The sequence below is a fragment of the Dickeya sp. ws52 genome, from assembly GCF_007210685.1.
In the GTDB taxonomy this organism is placed as follows: Bacteria; Pseudomonadota; Gammaproteobacteria; order Enterobacterales; family Enterobacteriaceae; genus Dickeya; species Dickeya chrysanthemi.
The window spans coordinates 46,417-66,570 of the sequence record NZ_SZVX01000015.1 but is presented as its reverse complement, the minus strand read 5'-3'; the positions used below and the strand labels follow the sequence as shown (position 1 = coordinate 66,570).

The 20,154-nt window shown below is 56.0% G+C and carries 20 protein-coding genes and 1 pseudogene; 13 read left to right on the top strand and 8 right to left on the bottom strand.

Features of this window, described 5'->3' with window-relative positions; all coding sequences use genetic code 11:
• Positions 1 to 441: an NUDIX hydrolase gene (locus FDP13_RS15140; protein ID WP_143839812.1), complete on the bottom strand. Its 441-nt coding sequence runs from the start codon at positions 439 to 441 to the stop codon at positions 1 to 3.
• A 216-nt stretch (positions 442 to 657) separates the two neighbouring features.
• On the opposite strand from FDP13_RS15140, the gene FDP13_RS15135 reads away from it, so the two are divergent.
• From FDP13_RS15135 to aguA, 5 genes are all read left to right on the top strand, one after another.
• Positions 658 to 1,128 carry a 2TM domain-containing protein gene (locus tag FDP13_RS15135; protein ID WP_143839811.1) on the top strand — a complete coding sequence of 157 codons (471 nt, stop codon included), beginning with the start codon at positions 658 to 660 and terminating at the stop codon, positions 1,126 to 1,128.
• Between the two features lie 128 nt (positions 1,129 to 1,256).
• Positions 1,257 to 2,159 (top strand): CDF family cation-efflux transporter FieF, encoded by a 903-nt coding sequence (fieF, locus tag FDP13_RS15130; RefSeq protein ID WP_015848312.1) that lies wholly within the window; start codon positions 1,257 to 1,259, stop codon positions 2,157 to 2,159.
• A 246-nt stretch (positions 2,160 to 2,405) separates the two neighbouring features.
• On the top strand, positions 2,406 to 3,368 hold the full coding sequence (gene pfkA, locus FDP13_RS15125; RefSeq protein WP_015848311.1) for a 6-phosphofructokinase: 963 nt from the start codon (positions 2,406 to 2,408) through the stop codon (positions 3,366 to 3,368).
• Between the two features lie 311 nt (positions 3,369 to 3,679).
• Positions 3,680 to 4,564, top strand: coding sequence for an N-carbamoylputrescine amidase (gene aguB, locus FDP13_RS15120; protein WP_143839810.1), 885 nt, complete (start codon positions 3,680 to 3,682; stop codon positions 4,562 to 4,564).
• Positions 4,565 to 4,567: 3 nt separating this feature from the next.
• Positions 4,568 to 5,665, top strand: coding sequence for an agmatine deiminase (gene aguA / locus FDP13_RS15115; protein ID WP_143839809.1), 1,098 nt, complete (start codon positions 4,568 to 4,570; stop codon positions 5,663 to 5,665).
• Between the two features lie 300 nt (positions 5,666 to 5,965).
• Here aguA and dinD read toward each other — a convergent pair whose 3' ends face one another.
• The 3 genes and pseudogenes from dinD to FDP13_RS15100 form a co-directional block, all read right to left on the bottom strand.
• On the bottom strand, positions 5,966 to 6,802 hold the full coding sequence (gene dinD, locus FDP13_RS15110) for a DNA damage-inducible protein D (RefSeq protein WP_143839808.1): 837 nt from the start codon (positions 6,800 to 6,802) through the stop codon (positions 5,966 to 5,968).
• 150 nt (positions 6,803 to 6,952) lie between these two features.
• Complete coding sequence (locus FDP13_RS21935; RefSeq protein WP_143839841.1) at positions 6,953 to 7,126, bottom strand: host cell division inhibitor Icd-like protein; 174 nt, start codon at positions 7,124 to 7,126, stop codon at positions 6,953 to 6,955.
• A gap of 77 nt (positions 7,127 to 7,203) precedes the next feature.
• A pseudogene (locus FDP13_RS15100) lies at positions 7,204 to 7,514 on the bottom strand (helix-turn-helix domain-containing protein).
• Positions 7,515 to 7,792: 278 nt separating this feature from the next.
• Between FDP13_RS15100 and FDP13_RS15095 the strand changes: the two are divergent.
• Together FDP13_RS15095 and FDP13_RS15090 are read left to right on the top strand one after the other, a co-directional pair.
• On the top strand, positions 7,793 to 8,044 hold the full coding sequence (locus FDP13_RS15095; protein ID WP_196808444.1) for an HTH domain-containing protein: 252 nt from the start codon (positions 7,793 to 7,795) through the stop codon (positions 8,042 to 8,044).
• 1 nt (position 8,045) lies between these two features.
• Positions 8,046 to 8,939, top strand: coding sequence for a DNA adenine methylase (locus FDP13_RS15090; RefSeq protein WP_143839807.1), 894 nt, complete (start codon positions 8,046 to 8,048; stop codon positions 8,937 to 8,939).
• On the opposite strand, the gene FDP13_RS15085 is transcribed toward FDP13_RS15090, so the two are convergent.
• From FDP13_RS15085 to FDP13_RS15065, 4 genes are all read right to left on the bottom strand, one after another.
• Positions 8,936 to 9,652 (bottom strand): HNH endonuclease, encoded by a 717-nt coding sequence (locus FDP13_RS15085; RefSeq protein ID WP_143839806.1) that lies wholly within the window; start codon positions 9,650 to 9,652, stop codon positions 8,936 to 8,938. The genes FDP13_RS15090 and FDP13_RS15085 overlap by 4 nt on opposite strands.
• Positions 9,653 to 10,211: 559 nt before the next feature.
• Positions 10,212 to 11,075 carry a YicC/YloC family endoribonuclease gene (locus FDP13_RS15075; protein ID WP_033576520.1) on the bottom strand — a complete coding sequence of 288 codons (864 nt, stop codon included), beginning with the start codon at positions 11,073 to 11,075 and terminating at the stop codon, positions 10,212 to 10,214.
• Positions 11,076 to 11,205: 130 nt separating this feature from the next.
• Complete coding sequence (locus FDP13_RS15070) at positions 11,206 to 12,114, bottom strand: LysR family transcriptional regulator (RefSeq protein WP_040002984.1); 909 nt, start codon at positions 12,112 to 12,114, stop codon at positions 11,206 to 11,208.
• A 128-nt stretch (positions 12,115 to 12,242) separates the two neighbouring features.
• Entirely contained in the window at positions 12,243 to 13,325 is a 1,083-nt protein-coding gene (locus tag FDP13_RS15065; protein ID WP_143839805.1) for a dipeptidase, read from the bottom strand.
• A 200-nt stretch (positions 13,326 to 13,525) separates the two neighbouring features.
• On the opposite strand from FDP13_RS15065, the gene FDP13_RS15060 reads away from it, so the two are divergent.
• From FDP13_RS15060 to FDP13_RS15035, 6 genes are read left to right on the top strand one after another with little or no spacing between them, the layout of a single operon-like run.
• Positions 13,526 to 15,121 (top strand): ABC transporter substrate-binding protein, encoded by a 1,596-nt coding sequence (locus FDP13_RS15060; protein ID WP_143839804.1) that lies wholly within the window; start codon positions 13,526 to 13,528, stop codon positions 15,119 to 15,121.
• A complete protein-coding gene (locus FDP13_RS15055; protein WP_143839803.1) occupies positions 15,121 to 16,131 on the top strand; it encodes an ABC transporter permease in 1,011 nt (336 codons plus the stop codon). The genes FDP13_RS15060 and FDP13_RS15055 overlap by 1 nt, the downstream gene beginning before the upstream one ends.
• A complete protein-coding gene (locus FDP13_RS15050; RefSeq protein WP_143839802.1) occupies positions 16,128 to 17,030 on the top strand; it encodes an ABC transporter permease in 903 nt (300 codons plus the stop codon). The genes FDP13_RS15055 and FDP13_RS15050 overlap by 4 nt, the downstream gene beginning before the upstream one ends.
• A complete protein-coding gene (locus tag FDP13_RS15045; protein ID WP_143839801.1) occupies positions 17,031 to 17,861 on the top strand; it encodes an ABC transporter ATP-binding protein in 831 nt (276 codons plus the stop codon).
• A 12-nt stretch (positions 17,862 to 17,873) separates the two neighbouring features.
• Positions 17,874 to 18,614 (top strand): ABC transporter ATP-binding protein, encoded by a 741-nt coding sequence (locus FDP13_RS15040; RefSeq protein WP_027713483.1) that lies wholly within the window; start codon positions 17,874 to 17,876, stop codon positions 18,612 to 18,614.
• Positions 18,611 to 20,122 (top strand): serine hydrolase, encoded by a 1,512-nt coding sequence (locus FDP13_RS15035; protein ID WP_143839800.1) that lies wholly within the window; start codon positions 18,611 to 18,613, stop codon positions 20,120 to 20,122. The genes FDP13_RS15040 and FDP13_RS15035 overlap by 4 nt, the downstream gene beginning before the upstream one ends.
• Positions 20,123 to 20,154 lie beyond the last annotated feature (32 nt).

Below are 20,154 nucleotides of genomic sequence, written 5' to 3'. Positions count from 1 at the left end.
TCAGCCCGGCCACAGCATTTCAACCAACTGTTCCGGGTAGACCTTATCCTGCGTGGCGAGCAGTTCATCGCGGCTCCACCAGCGATGCTCCCGCATCACTTCCCGTTCATGCGCCGTCCAGGCATCGGTGTGGATGGCGCTGTCGGTGATAGGGATGACGAAAAACCGTTCATCGGCCAGTACGGTGTCTCCGTTGGGCATCGTCATGGTGAAGGTGCGGGTGGCGAGGCAAAGGCCGGGGTCCTGACGGCGAATGCCGGTCTCCTCCCACAGCTCCCGCACCGCCGCCTGCTCAAAGGTTTCTCCCTCCTCCACTGCGCCGCCCGGCGTTGCCCAATAGCGCTGCCCGGCAAGGGCATCCTGAGTATGATGGAACAGAAATAACAGCACCCGTTGTTCAGGATCAAGAATCAGCAGGCGTGAAGCAGGTCGTCGTTTCATAAGGGTTCCCGGTGTATATCTGAGCCTTTACTATTTTCCCTTATATTTTCCCTTAATTCTCTGCGCCATGTCGATGTGGGGCGGTGACGTGGGCGTGACGGCGGGATTTCCGGAGTGTGTCGGGGACTTGTCGGGTTGCCGTCAGGTTGCTGTCGTGGTGTTTCTCGGGGCGTTGCAGCAGTCTGCCGACAGGTTTCCATTAAACAGGAGTACATCATGAATGCAATTAAATCACAGCGTCTTGCCCGCGCCTGGTCTCAGGAACAACTGGCTGAACTGTCTGCGTTGAGCGTCAGAACCATCCAGCGGATCGAAAACGGGGAGCGCGCCAGTCTGGAAACGCTCAGCGCGCTTGCTGCGGCATTCGGCATCAACGTGGCGGCGCTGATGACGGAAGACGGCGAGCAGGCGGCGAGCGGCGAGTCGCTGGCGCAACGCATTGAACAAGCCAGAACGCGGGTCGGGCAGGAAAGCCGTTTCTGGCGCAGTCTGCTGCTGTTTGTACTGGTGAATAGCCTGCTGGTTGTCGCCAATCTGCTGGTTAATCCGCAAACCCATTGGTTTTTATGGCCGTTGCTGATTTGGGGCGGTGTGCTGGCGCTGCGGGCGGCGCGGATTTTCTGGCTGCGCGATCGCTGGTCGCGCTGGGAACAGGAGCGGCTGCAGAAAATACTGCGCAAGCCTTGAGTTTGTCGTCGCTGAACGCCGTGCTGATGCCGGAAAACCGGTAGTCACGCCAAAATGGAAATAAAGTGTCACGGTTTCCCACGTGCGGAATTCGGTATACTGGCCCCCTCATTTGAATGGAATAGTGTATGAATTCTCATTACGCGCGTCTGGTGACGACAGCCGCTTTTCTGGCTACCGCCACGGCGTTATCGCTGTTTGGTATGAAGGTGTACGCCTGGTGGTACACCGGTTCGGTCAGTTTGCTGGCGTCGCTGGTGGATTCGCTGGTGGATATCGCGGCGTCACTGGTCAATCTGCTGGTGGTGCGCTATTCGCTGCAACCCGCCGATACGGAACATGCGTTCGGGCATGGCAAGGCCGAGTCGCTGGCGGCATTGGCGCAGAGCATGTTCATTTCCGGTTCGGCGCTGTTTTTATTATTGACCGGCACCCAACATCTGATTAACCCGCAGCCGTTGCAAGGGCCTGAGCTGGGGATGTGGATTACTATTATCGCGCTGGTGGTGACGGGCCTGTTGGTGAGCTTCCAGCGTTGGGTGATTCGCAAAACGCATAGCCAGGCGGTGCGGGCGGATATGTTGCACTACCAGTCCGACGTCCTGATGAATGGCGCTATTTTGCTATCGTTAGTATTAAGCTGGAAGGGTATCAATTGGGCCGATGCGGTATTCGCGCTGGGGATTGGCGTCTATATTTTAGGTAGCGCGCTACGGATGGCTTACGAGGCGATTCAGATGTTGCTGGATAGGGCTCTGCCGGATGAGGAACGACAGGAAATCGTCAATATTGTGTCTTCGTGGCCGGGCGTGAGCGGCGCACATCAGTTGCGCACCCGCCGTTCCGGTCCGACTCGCTTTATCCAGTTGCATCTTGAAATGGCGGATAACCTGCCGCTGGTTGAATCACATCAAATTGCGGACGAGCTGGAGCAGGCGTTGCTCAAACGTTTCCCCGGTTCAGACATTATCATTCACCAGGACCCGGTGTCGGTGGTGCCGCAGGAACAGCGTGGCCGCTGGATACTGTAGAACCGGAGTACGCGTCCGTGTGCTGTGAGCGACGAATAACACGGCGGGGAACACCGCCGGTATCAAAAAGTGTTGTAAAAATGTGATAGGCAATAGATTTTTATGGGGCTTGATGCCTGACCTGAATCAATTCAGCTAGGTGTATTTGTTATACTATGTTGATAAACAATCAGGCGTTGTCCTGTGAGCTTTACATCTTAAGATAGAAAAATCTGCGAATTTACATCTACAAATCCAGAGGTTGTCATGATTAAAAAAATCGGAGTACTGACGAGCGGTGGCGATGCGCCGGGGATGAATGCGGCCATTCGTGGTGTGGTGCGTGCCGCGTTAGCGGAAAACCTGGACGTATACGGCATTTATGACGGCTATCTGGGTTTGTACGAAGACCGCATGGTGCAGTTGGACCGCTACAGCGTATCGGATGTGATCAACCGTGGCGGCACTTTCCTCGGGTCTGCCCGCTTCCCGGCGTTTCGCGAAGAAGCGGTGCGCCAGGTGTGCGTGGAAAACATGAAAAAGCGTGATCTGGACGCGCTGGTGGTTATCGGCGGCGACGGTTCCTACATGGGGGCCAAGCGCTTGACCGAAATGGGTTTCCCCTGCATCGGTTTGCCGGGCACCATTGATAACGATGTGGCGGGCACCGATTACACCATCGGTTACTTCACCGCGTTGGAAACCGTAGTGGAAGCGATTGACCGCCTGCGCGATACCTCCTCTTCCCATCAGCGTATTTCCATTGTGGAAGTGATGGGGCGTCATTGCGGCGACCTGACGCTGGCCGCGGCGATCGCCGGGGGCTGTGAGTTCATCGTGTTGCCGGAAGTCGATTTCAAAAAAGAAGACCTGGTGGAAGAGATCAAAGCCGGTATCGCCAAAGGGAAAAAACACGCCATTGTGGCGATTACCGAGCTGGTGTGCGACGTGGATGAGCTGGCGCACTATATTGAAGCGGAAACCGAACGCGAAACCCGCGCCACCGTGCTGGGGCACATCCAGCGCGGCGGTTCGCCGGTAGCGTATGACCGCATTCTTGCCTCCCGCATGGGCGCGTATTCCATCGAACTGTTGCAGCAGGGCTACGGCGGCCGTTGCGTCGGGATCCAGAATGAAAAACTGGTCCACCATGATATTATCGACGCCATCGAGAACATGAAGCGTCCGTTCAAAGGCGACTGGCTGAATACCGCCAAGAAGCTGTTCTGATGCCGGCCCGGTATGCCGGGCTGAACACGCAAATCCCGCTCTTTTGGGCGGGATTTCTTATTGGGAAACAGAAAACGACGCCTTTCGGTGAGCCGTGTGCGTCAGTCGTTGATGGCGAGGAGAAACGCACATCCTCACCGTCATCATTCGCTGGCATAATGTCGCCGCTCTGGGTGACAACGCCTGATGGCGTTGGTTCGCCGGGCGCCGGGTGAGTTGTTTACCTACACTTTTTACCCGTCTCTTGCTATTCCCCACACCGCTGGTGGCGCAGGCATGAGCACCCATACAGAAATTATTGAGGTTTTCGCATGACAAAAGTTACCGTTGCCGCCACGCAGATGGCCTGCACCTGGGATTTGCCAAAAAATATCGAAAACGCCGAAAGGCTGGTGCGTCAGGCACATGCTCAGGGGGCACAAATCATTCTGATTCAGGAACTGTTTGCCGCGCCTTATTTCTGCATCGACCAGAGCCCGGAGCATTACGCGCTGGCGCAGGAACTGGCAACCAGCCCGCTTATCAAACACTTTTCCGCCCTGGCGGCCGAACTGGAAGTGGTGTTGCCGCTGAGCTTCTTCGAACGCGCCAATAACGCTTACTACAACTCGCTGGTGATGATTGACGCCGACGGCAGCGTGCTGGATGTGTACCGTAAAACCCATATTCCTAACGGCCCGGCCTATCAGGAAAAACAGTTCTTCATTCCGGGCGACACCGGCTTCAAAGTGTGGCAAACCCGCTACGCTAAAGTGGGCGTAGGCATCTGCTGGGATCAGTGGTTCCCGGAAACCGCCCGTTGCCTGGCGCTCAAAGGCGCCGAGTTGATTTTCTACCCGACCGCCATCGGTTCCGAACCGGCGTACCCGGACATCGACAGCCAGCCGCACTGGACCCGCGTACAGCAGGGCCATGCCGCCGCCAACCTGGTTCCGGTTATCGCTTCCAACCGTATCGGCACCGAAGCCAGCAAATACATCGACAGTCTGGAAATGACCTTCTACGGCTCGTCGTTCATTGCCGATCAAACCGGTGCGTTGGTGGCGCAAGCCAACAAGACCGATGAAGCGGTGCTGGTACATACCTTTGATTTACAAGCTATTGCAGCCCAACGTGCGTCGTGGGGCCTGTTCCGCGACCGTCGTCCGGACATGTACGGCGTCATCGGCACCTCTGACGGCAAGACCTGGAGATAAGTGATGTCTGAACTGACCACGCCGTTGCAAGACGGCTTCGCCATGCCGGCGGAATGGGCGCCGCACGACGCCGTGTGGATGCTGTGGCCGTATCGCCGCGACAACTGGCGTATGCAAGGCGATGCCATTCCGGCCCAGCGCACTTTTGCCGCCGTCGCCGCCGCCATTGCGCAGACCACACCCGTTATCATGGGCGTGCCGCGTGACCAGATGGCGCTGGCCAAAAGCGTGATGCCGGCTGGCGTGACGCTGGTGGAGATAGAAAGCGATGATGCCTGGGTGCGGGACACCGGGCCAACCGTGGTGCTGAACGAGGCCGGTGAACGCCGCGGCGTAGACTGGCAATTCAACGCCTGGGGCGGCGTGCTGGGCGGATTGTATGAAGACTGGCGCCGTGACGAGAAAGTCGCGGCGCAGGTGCTGGCGCATCATGGCGATGCGCGCTACGCCGCCCCGCTGATTCTGGAAGGCGGCTCCATCCACACCGACGGCGAAGGCACGTTGCTGACCACTGCCGAGTGCCTGCTGAACCCGAACCGCAATCCGCATCTGAGCAAAGCGCAGATTGAGCAACACCTGCGGGATTATCTCGGCGTGTCGGCGTTTATCTGGCTGGAAGAAGGTGTCTATAACGACGAAACCGACGGCCACATCGACAACATGTGCTGTTTTATCCGCCCCGGCGAAGTGGCGCTGCACTGGACGGACGACGAAGCCGACCCGCAGTACGCCCGCTCTCAGGCGGCGTATCAGGTGTTGTCGCAAGCGAAGGACGCACAAGGCCGGTCGCTGAAAATCTGGAAACTGCCGGCACCGGGCCCGCTGTACGCCACGCCGGAAGAAGCGGCGGGCGTGACCGAAGGCAACGCGATTGAACGTAACGCCGGGTCTCGGCTGGCGGGGTCGTACGTCAATTTCCTGATCAGCAATAAGCAGATTATTTATCCGCTGCTGGACGAACGCACCGACGGCGAGGCGCATACGCTGTTACAACAGATGTTCCCCGACTACCTGATAAGCGGCGTACCGGCACGCGAAATCCTGTTGGGCGGCGGCAACATCCACTGTATTACCCAGCAAATCCCGGCGGCACACCGCTAATCTCATCGCCGCCCCCTGCCGTATGATGGGGGCGGCGATGTTGCTTCAGTGTCTTCCAGACTGCGGTAAACCCGCCGTTTTAGCACCATACACCGTTAAGGGCGCTCTTTTCTGGATGAGCGGATATCATTGACCTTACTGGTTTCTGGTTTTTCTGTTCCCGGCACCGGTTCCCCTCTGCTTTCGATTTGTTACGCCAGTAATAGAGGGGGCATTTCGATACCGCGTGGTTGCTGGATTCTTGTTAATGCGTTTTTTCTACGGGCACGCCTATGTGTACACCGTCAAACAGAATGCAGGTCAATTTTTGATTATTTTTTTATCCGGTTTTTTGGCGTTAGATTCTAATTGCTTAATGCTTTTTTCTGGAACTGGCAGGTTCTCTGGCATAGTACCCCCTAGCTCTTTGATTGTTTGTCTTACTTTCCGTCCCACCTCAAAGTGAGTTTCATTAGCTTTTTGCTTTGATTTAACATTATCCCTGCGGAGCTTCTCTTCGGCCTGGGTTGCCCTGAACAGATTAGCGGCTAATTCAGTTGAGCCCATGTGATCAAGTATCTTCTGGCTCTTTTTAAGCCCTTTACGCTGATGTATGGCTTTCTGGTCTAATCCACCGTATAGCCCTTGATACCCGTGGTTCTGGAAGATTGCGAAGTCTAAAGTTGTTTCTACCCCAGCTTGCTGCGCTGCTTCAACTAACTGTTTATTATGTTCTTTCAGTTCGTTCCGGAGAAAAAGACGCTTTTCATCCTCACGGAGCCGCTTGAATGTCTCATCATCTGCCAGTTCCTGCCGTCTGGTCTGTATTGCAAAGTATGTTTGCCCTGCCGCTATTACCGGTTTTGTAGGATCTCCGTTTTGAACTACCAAGTAGCAAGCGTATCGAGAAAGCCTGATATCCTTTAACTCTCTTTGCGCACCTGAACCAATTTTGACCATACCGAGGACATCCTCGAAATGGTCATCAATATTGTGTCCGCTGTTTAGACATGCTTCTTTAGCTCGTTCTAAAACAGGGGTGAAATGTCGATACTCTGAGTAATCCAGCAGCTTTGCTAATTCTCTAGCTGACCAATATTCCGCCCCTTCGTCATCAACCTGCTTAATTTCCTCGAAAGGCTGGTGGTGTTCATTCATTGCTCACTCCATGTATCTGCATGATGTTCAAGGATGGTTGCTGTCATTGGTACTGCTGCTGGTTACCTTGCTCAATATCTCACATCATGATTGTTGCATGATAGAGCCATCCCACAATCAGGAGTCAGCCATGAGAATGTAGTGGGGTGATTAGGCATGGCACACCTCCTGAATCGGTAGGTAGTCGGCAAAAACAATAACGTAGTCAACCGGGAATTGTTCCTGTGCTTCACGTTCGTTAAACGCGACAATGTGAACAATGCTCTGCGATGAAATACCCAGCGCCGGAAAGCACCATGTAAATTGGCGGCGATGTTGCTCCAGCGTCTTCCGGACTGCTGTAAACCCGCCGTTTTAGCGCCATCCACCGTTAAGGGCGCTCTTTTCTGGATGAGCGGATATCATTGACCCGTTTGCGCTAACGCCAAAATCTCTGCCCGTTTTTCTGGCGGCATCTCCCAAAACGCCAGCATCAATTCAGCCAGTTGGCCATCTGCGGTATAGAAGAATGCCAGTGGGACATCAAGTGCGTCTGCGAGCTGCTGAGCGGTATCGATGCTACGCCTTTTTCATAGCGGTTAATACGGGTGCTTGCCACGAATTCATCAATTCCGGCAGCGATGCCGAGTTTTTTCTGTGACAAACCTTTTGCAAGCCGGGCTTGCTTAAGTCGTTGACTGAAAACATCGTGGCGTTGCTGGGAAGTATTCATGGCTACGATATTCGTAATCATGAGGGGTTTTAGATACTACGATTATCGTAGTTATGGTTGAGGCATTGTTTTATGCTGGTGTATGTAGACATACCTGTCTGCGAGTAGCCAATCTCACGCTGTATATCCAGAGCGGCATGGCCGTCTGCCCTTCTGCGGCCATGCCGCCTGTTATAAGGTTCTTTTCGGCAAATAGTAGACCTGGCATGCAATTGCATGCTAGTTTGTTCTCATGAATTGCTAAGCAAGATGGTTTGGATATGCCTTGGGACAGAAATATGAGTCGTAATGAACAACTTATGATCCAAGTTTTAGAGTCTGCCACGCAACCTCTTAATTTGACTGAGATAGTCGAAGCAATTAATGTTATCGATAATACAAGTCTAACAGGAAAAACTCCGGAAAAATCACTTTATTCGATAGTTTATAGACGTGAAAAGAGGAGAAGAGAAAAAGGTCAAACACCAATATTCACAGTAAATAAACGTGGTGGTACACAGTATTACTCAGTAAATAAAAAGGCTATGTAAAATGAGAGTGCCTCATGTAATTCCTTACCAAGGAAGTAAAAGAAAAATAGCAGGAGAAATCTTAAATAATATTAACTTTGAGGTGGAAGGACGATTTTTTGAGCCTTTTGCTGGTTCAGCTGCGATCACCTTATCTGCGGCGAGTCAGGAAATCGCGAATGGGTATGTCATAGGTGATAAATACGAACCACTAATTGATCTGTGGAAGGCTATCATTGATTCTCCTGAGAAAGTTTCTAATGAATATGAGAGTCTGTGGAATGCTCAGATTCATGATCCTAAGGCGTTCTTTTCTAAAATCCGCACTCAATTCAATCTTGATAACGATCCTGTTAAGTTTCTTTATTTAGTAGCTCGCTGTGTAAAAAATGCTATTAGGTTCAATGCACAGGGTGAATTCAATCAGTCTCCCGATAATCGGAGATTAGGAACAAAGCCAGATCGTGTAAGGACAGAAGTGGATAAAGCATCTCGATTATTGGCTGGAAAGGTTGAATTTCGCTCAGGTGATTTCATGGAAACACTCGAAGATGCAACATCTAATGATGTTATTTATATGGACCCACCTTGGCAAGGAACAAGTAATAAAAAAGATCCTCGGTACGCATACTTGTTAGACATGGAAAGTTTAATCGATGGACTTAACAATCTCAATCAACGCGGTATTCCTTATCTCCTATCATTTGACGGGACATGCGGAGATAGAGCTTATGGCAATGAACTGCCAATAGCCCTCGGACTCACAAGAATAGAGATTCATGCTGGCAGATCAAGCCAGGCAACTCTTTTAGGTAGAGATGATATTACTATTGAATCCCTGTACCTATCTCCAGCCCTAATTGAGCGGAGTGAGTTCAGCGCTAGGGGAAGCATCCAACTTAAAATGTTCGCCTAACCATTATAACGTTTGCGGATTATAGCCTTTATCATTTCTTGAGGAGAGAATCCAACACCAATACTCTCCTCATTTAGTTTATCAAACTCTTTAACTTCTTTTCCTTCCCAGGTTACATTTATGCTTCGCTGAGCGCGCATCGCAACATGTGTATAATTGTCAGGAGATGCCCAGTAACAGTTTCTGCAAATTTTTAGGTCAAAATGAACTTTTAGATTTTCACAATGTTCACAATCCCAAGACTTAGATCTCTGCAATGATTTTGACAGAAGCATAAAATCTTCTGGGTCACGCTCTCCAGCAATATCTCCGGAGATATAATATGGAACTCTATGGTCGATTTGTAACTCATCAGCAGGAAGAGGTTGTTTCGATATCGCACAAAATAGGCCATCACGTTCTATAAGCTTGCCTTTTAAAGAGATTGGAAAGTTTACTCTACCTCCAAATTTGTGCTTTTTAATATCTGATGCAGGACCAAATATATATTCAGCTATTGTTCTATTATCAGAACTCTTAATATTGCGAGTAACTAATGGAACTCCATTGTCCCGAACATCACCAACAGCTCGAGCCCCATGGACAAAACCCGCATTTCTAATTTGCTCAGAGTTTATGGAACCATACTCAACGATATGATTTATAACAAAAGCTGCCCGAGAGCTGCAAACTTTCAGTACATCCTCTATATAATTTTCAAGTTCTTTTTCCACAGCCCACAATCTCAGTATCAAAAAATAGCACTATGATAACCATATTCTGACACATACATCAATCTTGATGCTAAATAGCTATATGGGAACCTCTACGATGCAAATGTAATTTTGTACCACTCCTCAAAAAAATCGTCGTTCGATATGATACCTGTCCATTTTGGGCGCTGTTTTGCAATTAGTGGATCTATACCCGTCATACTTCAAGTTGCAGGTGCGTTGGCTTTCCTCGCTCACCCCAGTCACTTACTTGAGTAAGCTCCCGGGGATTCGCTGCGTCGCCGTCTTCCTGCAACTCGAATTATTTTGGGTATATAACCTGTCTCAATTCCCGCTTGAAAACTCCACTTCCGGCCTTGCATCGGCCAAGGTCATATCTGTGGGCTTGCCTAGTGTCATTTGCTTGCGCTTACATAACCTCAAAATACTTACCATTTGATGCATGTACAGCGATATATTGCTCACCACTTGGTTGAGCCAAGATGAAACATTCTGTATGGAATGTAAACACCCCGATAAGTCAGGGTGTTGTGATAAAAGGAAAGGCTGCAAGGGGTAATTACTCAATATTCTGAATCTGTTCCCGCATTTGCTCGATCAGTACTTTCAATTCGATGGCGGAGGCGGTGACGTCGGCGTTGATGGATTTGGAACCCAGCGTGTTCGACTCGCGGTTGAATTCTTGCATCATGAAGTCCAGACGGCGGCCGACGGCTTCCTGCTTGTTGAGGATTTTGTAGGTTTCCCGCACGTGGGCTTCGAGCCGGTCGAGTTCTTCGGCGACGTCGATGCGTTGCGCCATCAACACCAGCTCTTGTTCCAGCCGGTTGCCGTCGAGCTGCACTTGCGCCTCTTCCAGCTTGCTTTGCAGTTTTTCCCGCTGCCATTGCAGAATGTTCGGCATGTGAGCGCGGACTTTGGCGACCTCGGCGCTGACGCCGACCAGGCGCTGTTCAATCAGCGCTTTGAGCGCGTTGCCTTCGCTTTCGCGGGCGAGGATGAAGTCGTCCAGCGCGGCTTCCAGCGCCTGCATCAGTTCAGCGCTGATGACGTCCAGATCCTGCTCTTGTGCCGACATCACCCCCGGCCAGCGCAGGATGTCGAGCGGGTTGACTTCGCCTTCGTCGCTTTGCAGTTTCACCCAGTTCGCCGCCGCTACCAGCTGTTTAGCCAGTTGTTCGTTGAGGATGAGTTGCCCCTGTGCACGCGGGTCCAGCTCAAAACGCAGGCCGCATTCGATTTTGCCGCGAGTCAGGCGGTTGCGGATGCGTTCGCGGATTACCGGCTCTAAGCTTCGGAATTGTTCGGGTAAACGGATGTAGGTTTCCAGATAACGCTGGTTTACGGAGCGCAGCTCCCAGGCGGCGCTGCCCCATTCACCCTTGATTTCTCGCCGGGCGTAAGCGGTCATGCTACGAATCATCGGTGCATACCTGTTAAGAAGTGATGGGGTAATTATAACGGGCGGTTTGCCAAAAGCGACAGCGGTAACGGATTGACAAATCACGGCTTCCGGCCGAGCTGTGCGGCGGCCGGAAATCGGGTGACGGTATTTACGCCGCTTCCAGCAGCGGCTGGCACTGGCTGGCAAGCTCGCGGCATTTGCTTTTCAATACCTGCTTGAGTTGCAGGATCTCGCGGGATTGCGGGATATCGCGGCGGCTTATCAGCATCACCTCGAACGGCAACGGCTGGCTGATGGGCACGATTTTGAGCTGATCGGCGTAACGGCGGGCGGTAAACAAGTCGACGATGCCGGTACCGCCGCCTGCCAACACCATATCGGCGATCACCGAATAAGTCTTAATGTACAGCGACGCCGCCGGTGTGAGGCGACGGTCGCGCAGCGCACGGTGCACCACCTGGCCTAACGGGTCTTGCTGCTGCATCATCAGCAGGTTGTTGCGGCACAACCATTCCAGCGATACCGGCCCCTGTTGCGGGCTATCCTTCGGTAGAATCGCCACCATGCGCGACTGGCACAGCGGTTCGGCCAGCAAATCCGGCGGCACCTGCTGGCCGAACACCAGCGCCAGGTCGAGCTGCTGCTGCTGAATGTTCTGGCATAGCGTGCTGAAGTGCTCAGTCACCAGCTCGATGTTCATGAGCGGCACCTGCTGCTGAAACTCCACCATCGCCGGGGCGACGATCATCTGGCCGAAGGCGTGGGCGGCACCGAGCCGCATGGTTTCGCACTGACCCTGGCGAATGTTCTCGGTCAGGCGGGAAATCGCCTGCAACTGGCGGTAAAGCTGGTCTATCTCCGGCATCAGCCGTTGCCCTTCCACCGTGGGCACCAACCCTTGCGAACGCCGCTCGAACAGGGCGAACCCCAGTTGCTGTTCGGCATGATTCAACACCCGGCTGACGTTGGGCTGGGAAACGTTGAGTAGCCGTGCTGCGCCGCTGATGGTGCCGGCCTGAACGATCGCCTGAAAGACTTCGATGTGGCGTAAACGCATAACCTGAGTCCTGTTGTGTGGTGTGTTCCCGACCGGCTCCGTTGAGCGCGATCCAACGTATAAATAAGCAAGATCTACGCCATATTGTTGAAAATACCGCCGGATAGCGGCAAACCCGCGCCCGCCGGCTATTCTCCCCAAGTAGCTTCCAGTACCCGCAACCAGTTGCCGTAACAGATTTTCTCCAACAGAGTGCGCGAGTAGCCGCGTTCGGCCAACGCCTGCACCAAAATGGGGAAACCCGCCACGTCTTTCAGGTCGGCGGGGAGGGTGGTGCCGTCCAGATCGGAACCGAAACCGACGCCGTTTTCCCCCAATTTTTCCAGCAGATACTCCACATGACGTACGATCTCCTGCACCGTGGCGGATGGGTCTTTTTGGCCGTCGGCGCGCAGGAAGGCGGTGCCGAAATTGACGCCGACAAACCCGTTGCGCTCGCGGATCGCCGCCAACTGGCTGTCGGTCAGGTTGCGCGATTGGGCGCACAGCGCGTGCGCGTTGGAGTGGCTGGCCACCAGCGGCGCGTCGGAAACCGTCGCCGTTTGCCAGAATCCTTTTTCATCCATGTGGGAGAGGTCTACCAGAATGCGTTTGGCGTTGCAGGCGCGTACCAGCCGTAGCCCGGCTTCGGTCAGGCCGTCGCCGGTGTCCGGCGAAGAAGGAAAGCGGAAGGGCACCCCCTGACCGAAAAGATTTGGTCGGCTCCACAACGGCCCCAGGCTGCGCAGCCCGGCGGCGTAAAGAATATCCAGCAGGTCCAGTTCGGCATCCAGCATCTCGGCGCCTTCAATGTGCATTACCGCCGCCACCACACCTTCCGCCATACAGCGGCGAATCTCCGCTACCGTGCGGCATACCCGCAGTTGCCCGGCAGACTCCGCTTCAAGACGCAACAGGGTGGCCAGCATCCAGAAGCTGATGTCGCGCGCTTGCGCCAGGGTCGGTGTGGTTAATGAAACGTTGCTATCTGGTATGGATGTTGCATCGTTTCTGGGTGAGGGAACGTAGGTGGCGAACAGGCCGCCGGCGAATCCGCCCTGCCGGATCCGGGGCAGGTCAATATGACCTTGCGACGGACCATTGAGGAAGGCATCGGTCGGATTATCGCGATGAAGCCGCCACAGGCGTGATAGCACGTCGTTGTGACCATCAAAGACAGGGAGCGCGGCGTGATGTTCAAGCGGCTTGTCTGACACAGGCGAATCTGACATGGATGAAGTACCGATACTGGATTGAAAGAAAATGATTTTCTGAGATGGAACCTGACTTGCACCTTACTGGTGCAGATATTCAGGCGGAGAAATTTTGTTCACCGCATCACCATTTAAGCCAGCGCCCGCGATGTCTGTCAAGCCGCAGAAAGAAAAAAATATCTTCTATTCTATTTTAAAATCAGACACTTGGGGGATTAATGGTTACCAGAAGACGCTTTCTTGCCGGTTGTGCTACCGTGCCTGTCTTGTCCTGGCTTAATTTGAACACCGCGTTCGCCGATACGCCGCCATCGATGCTGGTGATGGCGATGCAGCTTGATAACATGACCAGTCTCGACCCGCAGGAAGGGTTTGAGGCGGTGGGAACCGAAATCATCGGTAACCTGTACCAACGTTTGGTGATGCCGAACCCGGCCAATCCGCAAGAGGTGATCGGCGATCTGGCCGCCAGTTGGGAAGTCGGCAACGACAGCAAAACCTTCACTTTCCATCTCAATCCGCAAGCCAAATTCGCCGACGGCACACCGGTGACCGCCGACGACGCCGCCTTCTCGTTACAACGTGCGGTTAAGCTGGATAAAAGCCCGGCGTTCATCATCAACCAGTTCGGTTTTACCAAAGACAACGTGGAGCAGCGCATTACCGCGCCGGATGAAAAAACGCTGGTGATAAGCCTCGACAAACCGGCGGCGGAAACCTTCCTGCTGTATTGCCTGTCGGCCCCGGTGGGCAGCATCGTACAGAAAAAAGCCGCGCTGGCTAACCAGCAAAATAACGATCTGGGTAACCAGTGGCTGAAGCAGAATAGCGCCGGTTCCGGCCCGTTCTCGCTGGTGAGCTGGAAAGCCAGCGAAAGTATTATCCTGCAGAAAAACGATCACTTCCCGGCGGATAACGCCTTTAAGCGCGTGCTGCTCAAGCACATTGTCGACCCGTCCGCCCAGTTGCTGATGCTGCAAAAAGGGGACGTAGATATCGCCCGCAACCTGACCACCGAGCAAATTCGCCCGCTGGTGAACGACGGCAACTACCATCTGGTGCGCCAGAGCATCGCCAGCGTGATGCTGTTGTCGTGCAACACCGCCAACGAGTTCCTGAAAAAGCCGCAGGTGTGGCAGGCCATTAAATGGGCGCTGGACTATGACGGCATTCAGAAAAATATTCTGCCGCTCACGCACAAAGTCCATCAGAGTTTCCTGCCGGGCGGCTTCCCGGCGGCGCTGGACGACACCCCGTTTCATCTGGATGTCGCCAAAGCCAAAGCGTTGCTGAAAGACGCCGGTTATCCGGATGGTTTCGACATTACGCTGGATCACTACTCCGCCCAGCCGTACCCGGATATCGCGCAGGCAGTCCAGACCCAATTGGGCGCCATCGGCATCCGGGTAAAACTGATTGCGGCGGAAAACCGTCAGGTACTGACCAAAATGCGCGCCCGCCAGCAGCAACTGGCGCTGACCGCGTGGGGCGCTGACTATTTTGACCCGAACTCCAACGCCGAAGCGTTTTGCATCAACACCGACAACAGCGACGGCGCCCGTAACCGCACGCTGGCGTGGCGCTGCAACTGGTCGGATGAAAAATTCAATCAGTTGACCGAACAGGCGCTGCATGAGCAGGACCCGGCCAAACGCATCGCACTGTATGAAACTCTGCAACGCAACCACCGCGAGCAGAGCCCATTCACGCTGATGATGCAGGATGAGAAAACGCTGGCTTGCCGCAAGAATCTCAGCGGCGTCACCATGACGGTGTTGAGCAAGGTGCCTTATCAGCAGGTGAAGAAAGCTTGATGCAGATACTGATTCGTTTTTGCAGTACGCTCGGCAGCCTGTTGTTGACCCTGTTGGGACTCTCGGTACTGACCTTCTTCATCGGTCGAATTATGCCGACCGACCCGGTGCTTGCCGCCGTCGGGGACAATGCGCCCCAGGCGGTGGTGGAACGGGTGCGTCAGGAAATGGGGCTGGATCAGCCCCTGTGGATACAGTACGGCCACTACCTGAACCAATTGCTGCACGGCGACTTGGGGCGCTCGGTGCTGACGTCTAACCCGGTCACCAGCGATATTGCCCGTTATTTTCCCGCTACGTTGGAACTGGCGACCGCCGCGATCATCGTCGCGGCGCTGGTCGGCATTCCGCTCGGGGTGTGGGCGGCGGTACGGCAGGGGCGCTGGGTCGATCAGGTGATTCGCGTCATCTGCCTGGCGGGCCATTCGCTGCCGGTGTTTGTGCTGGCGCTGCTCAGCCTGCTGGTGTTCTATGCGGTGCTGGGCATTGCGCCGGGGCCGGGGCGGCAGGACATCCTCTTTCAGGATATGGTGCCGCACGTTACCGGGTTGCTGACGGTGGACTCGCTGCTGGCCGGCGACTATGACGCGCTACGCGATGCGCTGGCGCACATGGTGCAGCCGGTGCTGATTCTGGCGTATTTCAGTATGGCCTACATCACCCGTATGACCCGTACCTTCATGCTTAACGCGCTCAGCGGCGAGTTCGTGATCACCGCCCGCGCCAAGGGGTTATCGTCCCGCCGGGTGGTCTGGCGGCACGCGTTCCCCACGGTGGCGGTACAGCTGGTTACCGTACTGGCGTTGACCTACGCCGGGTTGCTGGAAGGCGCGGTGGTGACGGAAAACGTCTTCTCCTGGCCGGGGTTGGGCCAATATCTCACCACCGCGCTGCTCAATGCAGACATGAACCCGGTGGTGGGCGCTACGTTGCTGGTCGGTGCGGTCTACGTGCTGCTAAACCTGCTGGCTGACATTTTCTATCGACTTTTGGATCCCCGCGTAACATGAGTTTTTTGGTCTCACGAGCCTGGTTGCTCGACGAAACGCCCGCCACGCGCCGTCAGGCGGTGTGGGGGCAGCATTACCGCCTGTGGCTGGGGTTTCGCGCCAATCCGCTGGCGGTGTTAGGGTTGATCATCATCGCCGTCGTGATGCTGCTGTCGCTGGCGGCACCCTGGCTGGCGCCCTACGACCCTGGCTTTCAGAATCTGTCCAATCGGCTGGCCGCGCCGTCTGCGGCGCACTTGTTGGGCACCGATGAACTGGGGCGCGATGTGTTCAGCCGTATCGTCTACGGCGGGCGCACCACGCTGGGTATGGTGCTTGCGGTGGTGGCGCTGACCGCGCCCATCGGCCTGCTGGTCGGCTGTATCGCCGGTTATGCCGGCGGTTGGCTGGATAAAATCCTGATGCGGTTGACCGACATCTTTCTGGCGTTCCCGCGGCTGGTGCTGGCACTGGCGTTTGTCGCGGCGCTGAAACCGGGGGTGGAAAGCGCCATTTTGGCGATCGCGCTGACCGCCTGGCCGCCGTATGCGCGGCTGGCGCGGGCGGAAACGCTGCAATTCCGCCATACCGATTTTATCGCCGCCTGCCGCCTGACCGGCGCCGCGCCGCTGCGCATTATTCTGCGCCACATTATGCCGCTGTGCGTGCCGAGCCTGATTGTGCGGGTAACGCTGGATATGAGCTCCATCATTATCACCGCCGCCAGCCTCGGGTTTCTCGGCATGGGCGCACAGCCGCCGTCGCCGGAGTGGGGCACGATGATAGCGACCGCGCGTCGTTTCCTGTTCAACGCCTGGTGGGTGCCGCTGGTGCCCTGTATCGCCATTTTTCTTACCTCGCTGGCCTTCAACTTTCTGGGCGACGGCCTGCGCGATGTGCTAGACCCGAAGGAGCGCTAAATGCTGGTGGAAATCGAGAACCTTCGTATCGCGTTCGCCAGCCGAACGGAAACGGTTGAGGCGGTACGCGGCGTTAGCTTCAACGTCGGCAAAGAGAAGTTTGCCATCGTTGGTGAAAGCGGTTCAGGCAAGTCGCTGACTGCCCGTAGCCTGATGCAGTTGCTACCGGGTAGCGCCCGCGTTCAGGCCGACAAACTGAGTTTTGACGGCATCGACCTGCGCGGCGCCAGCGAGAAAACGCTGCGGCAGATTCGCGGCAAGCGGGTCGGTTTTATTCTGCAAGACCCGAAGTATTCGCTGAATCCGGTGATGACTATCGGCCAACAGGTGGCGGAAGCCTGGCGCGAGCACAAAGGCGGTAGCCGCCGCGCCGCGATGGACGCCGCCATTGACTTGCTCAATCAGGTACGCATTCGCGACCCGCAGCGGGTGGCGAAATGTTATCCGCATGAGGTGTCGGGCGGCATGGGGCAACGGGTGATGATCGCCATGATGCTGGCGCCCGACCCGGAGTTGCTGATTGCCGATGAACCGACCTCGGCGCTGGACGCCACCGTGCAGGCGGAGATCCTGTGCCTGATCGACGATCTGGTATCGCAGCGCGGCATGGGGCTGATCCTGATCAGTCACGATCTACCGCTGGTGTCGCACTTTTGCGATCGCGTGGCGGTGATGTACGCCGGGCGGATCGTCGAAATGCTACAGGCCAGCGAGCTGCTACAGGCGCAGCATCCCTATACGCAGGGGCTGCTGGCTTGCCTGCCGTCGCTCAAACACCCGCGCGATCGGCTGCCGGTGCTGCAACGCGACCCGGCGTGGAGGAACACATGATGGGAGAGATGCATGATTAAGGTAGAAAACCTGCGCATCGCCTTTGGCGGCGTCGAGGTGGTGAAAGGGGTGTCCTTCGCGCTGGAGAGCGGCGACAGTTTCGGCATGGTGGGCGAAAGCGGTTCCGGTAAGTCCACCATTTTGCGTGCGCTGGCCGGGTTAAATACTCAGTGGCAGGGGCGCATCGAGTTTGGCGGCATGGCACAGCTGGCGCGGCGGGATCGCAGCTTTTTCCGCCAGGTGCAGATGGTATTTCAGGACCCATACGGATCGCTGCACCCGCGCCAGACCATCGATCGCATTTTGCATGAGCCGCTGTTGGTGCACCGCTTCGATCGTGCCGAACAGCGCATTACCCGAGCGCTGGAGGAAGTCGGCCTGCCCGCTGCGGCGCGCTTTCGCTTTCCCCATCAGCTTTCCGGCGGCCAGCGCCAGCGGGTGGCGATTGCCCGTGCGCTGATCGCCGAACCGGAAGTGCTGCTGCTGGATGAACCGACCTCGGCGCTGGATGTGTCGGTGCAGGCGGAAATTCTCAACCTGCTGACGGACCTACGCCAGGCGCGTCGGCTCACCTATATCATGGTCAGCCATAATCTGGCGGTGGTGTCGCATCTATGCCGGCGCGTCGGCGTGATGCAGCAGGGTGAAATGGTGGAACAGCTCAGCGTGGAGGATTTGCGGGTGCGCAACCTGCATCACCCTCACACCGCGGAACTGTACGATTTAAGCATGACGCTGGAGGAACCGGCATGACGTTACACTGGCAACGCGCCATTGATGAGGCGCGTGCGATCGCGCAATCCTGGCATCAACCCGGCGAACCGGGCGGCGCCATTACGCTGTTTGACGGCGAGCAGATCCGCGCCGCCTGTTGCGGCGGGCTGGCGGATTTGGCGCAGAATACCCCATTCACCCCCCAGAGTGTGGTGCGGTTCGCTTCGGTCACCAAGCATTTGTTCGCCTCGCTGGTGACGGGAGTCGCCGGTCAGGCGCTGGCGTTGACCGACCGTCTCGAGCAACATCTGCCGCAACTGACCGGCGAAAACGGCAAGGTGACGGTCGGGCAGGCGCTGGACATGACCTCCGGCCTGCCGGATGTGCGCGAAAGTCTGTCGCTGCTGGGGTTGTCGGTGTACAACGCCACCTCGGCCGACAGCCTGCTGGCGTTTCTGGCGGACAACGGCGAGCTGAACTACCCGGCGGGCAGCGAGATCTCCTATACCAACACCGGTTACCGGCTGGTGGAAGAAGCGCTGAAAGCCAAAGGCATTTACTTTGCCGACCTGCTGTACCGGCATATCAACCAGCCGCTGGGGATTGCCCTCAGCGCGCCGGAAACCTGGTTTGATATCGTCCCCGGATTGGTGCCGGGCTATTGGCCATCGCCGCAGGGCTGGCAGTTATCCTGCGCCGGGCTGCATCTGTCTACCTCCGGCTGCGTCACCGGCAGCGTGCATGACCTGACCGTCTGGCTGCAAGCGCTGCTGATGAATCAGGGGCCGGGCGAAGGCGTGTTGGCGCGCTTGTCCCAGCCGCGTTACCTGTGTGACGGCCGCGCCACCGGTTATGGGCTGGGCGTGGCGCACAGCCGCCTCGGCGATGCGCTGCTGGTGGGGCACGGCGGCTCTCATGCGGGTTATAAGAGCTATTTCCTGCTCGACCCGGTATCACAAGCGGGGGTGGCGCTGGTCGCCAACCGGGAAGATGTCGCCACTTACGACAGCGCGCTGCGGGTGATGTCCGCCTTGCTGGACCAGCCGCTGCCGGCGCGCGGGCATGATCTGACGCCGGGGCTGTACGCGGCGGAGCAGGGCGGCCACTGGCTGGAGGTGAAAGGGCCGGGCGCCTGCTGGCTGGGCGCGACCGAAACCCTGTACTACGGCGAGGAACCGGGCGTGGCGGTGTCGTTGTCCAGCCATCTGCCGATGACGCTTAGGCAGAATGGTATGACTATCGAAGGGGAAGTCGGCTACGCGCCATGCCGCTTTCTGCCGGTGGAAGCCGACGATAGCGTGGCGCGGCTGCAAGGCCGCTGGCACTGGCCGGACACCCGCAGCGAACTGGTGATTGACGGCGATCGTATCGTGATGGGCCTCGGCCCGGCGGCGATCGCCGGTTCTCTGCAACCGCTCGGCAATGGCCGCGCGGTTGCTACCGTGCAAGACGGGCCGTGGGAAAAACGCTTCTCGCTGTTGATACAAGACGGCTACCTGACATTGTTACTGAATCGCAGCCGGGTAGTGCGGTATCTGCGTGAGTGAGTGTGAGGTGGCTCCGGTTGATTTTGGCTATC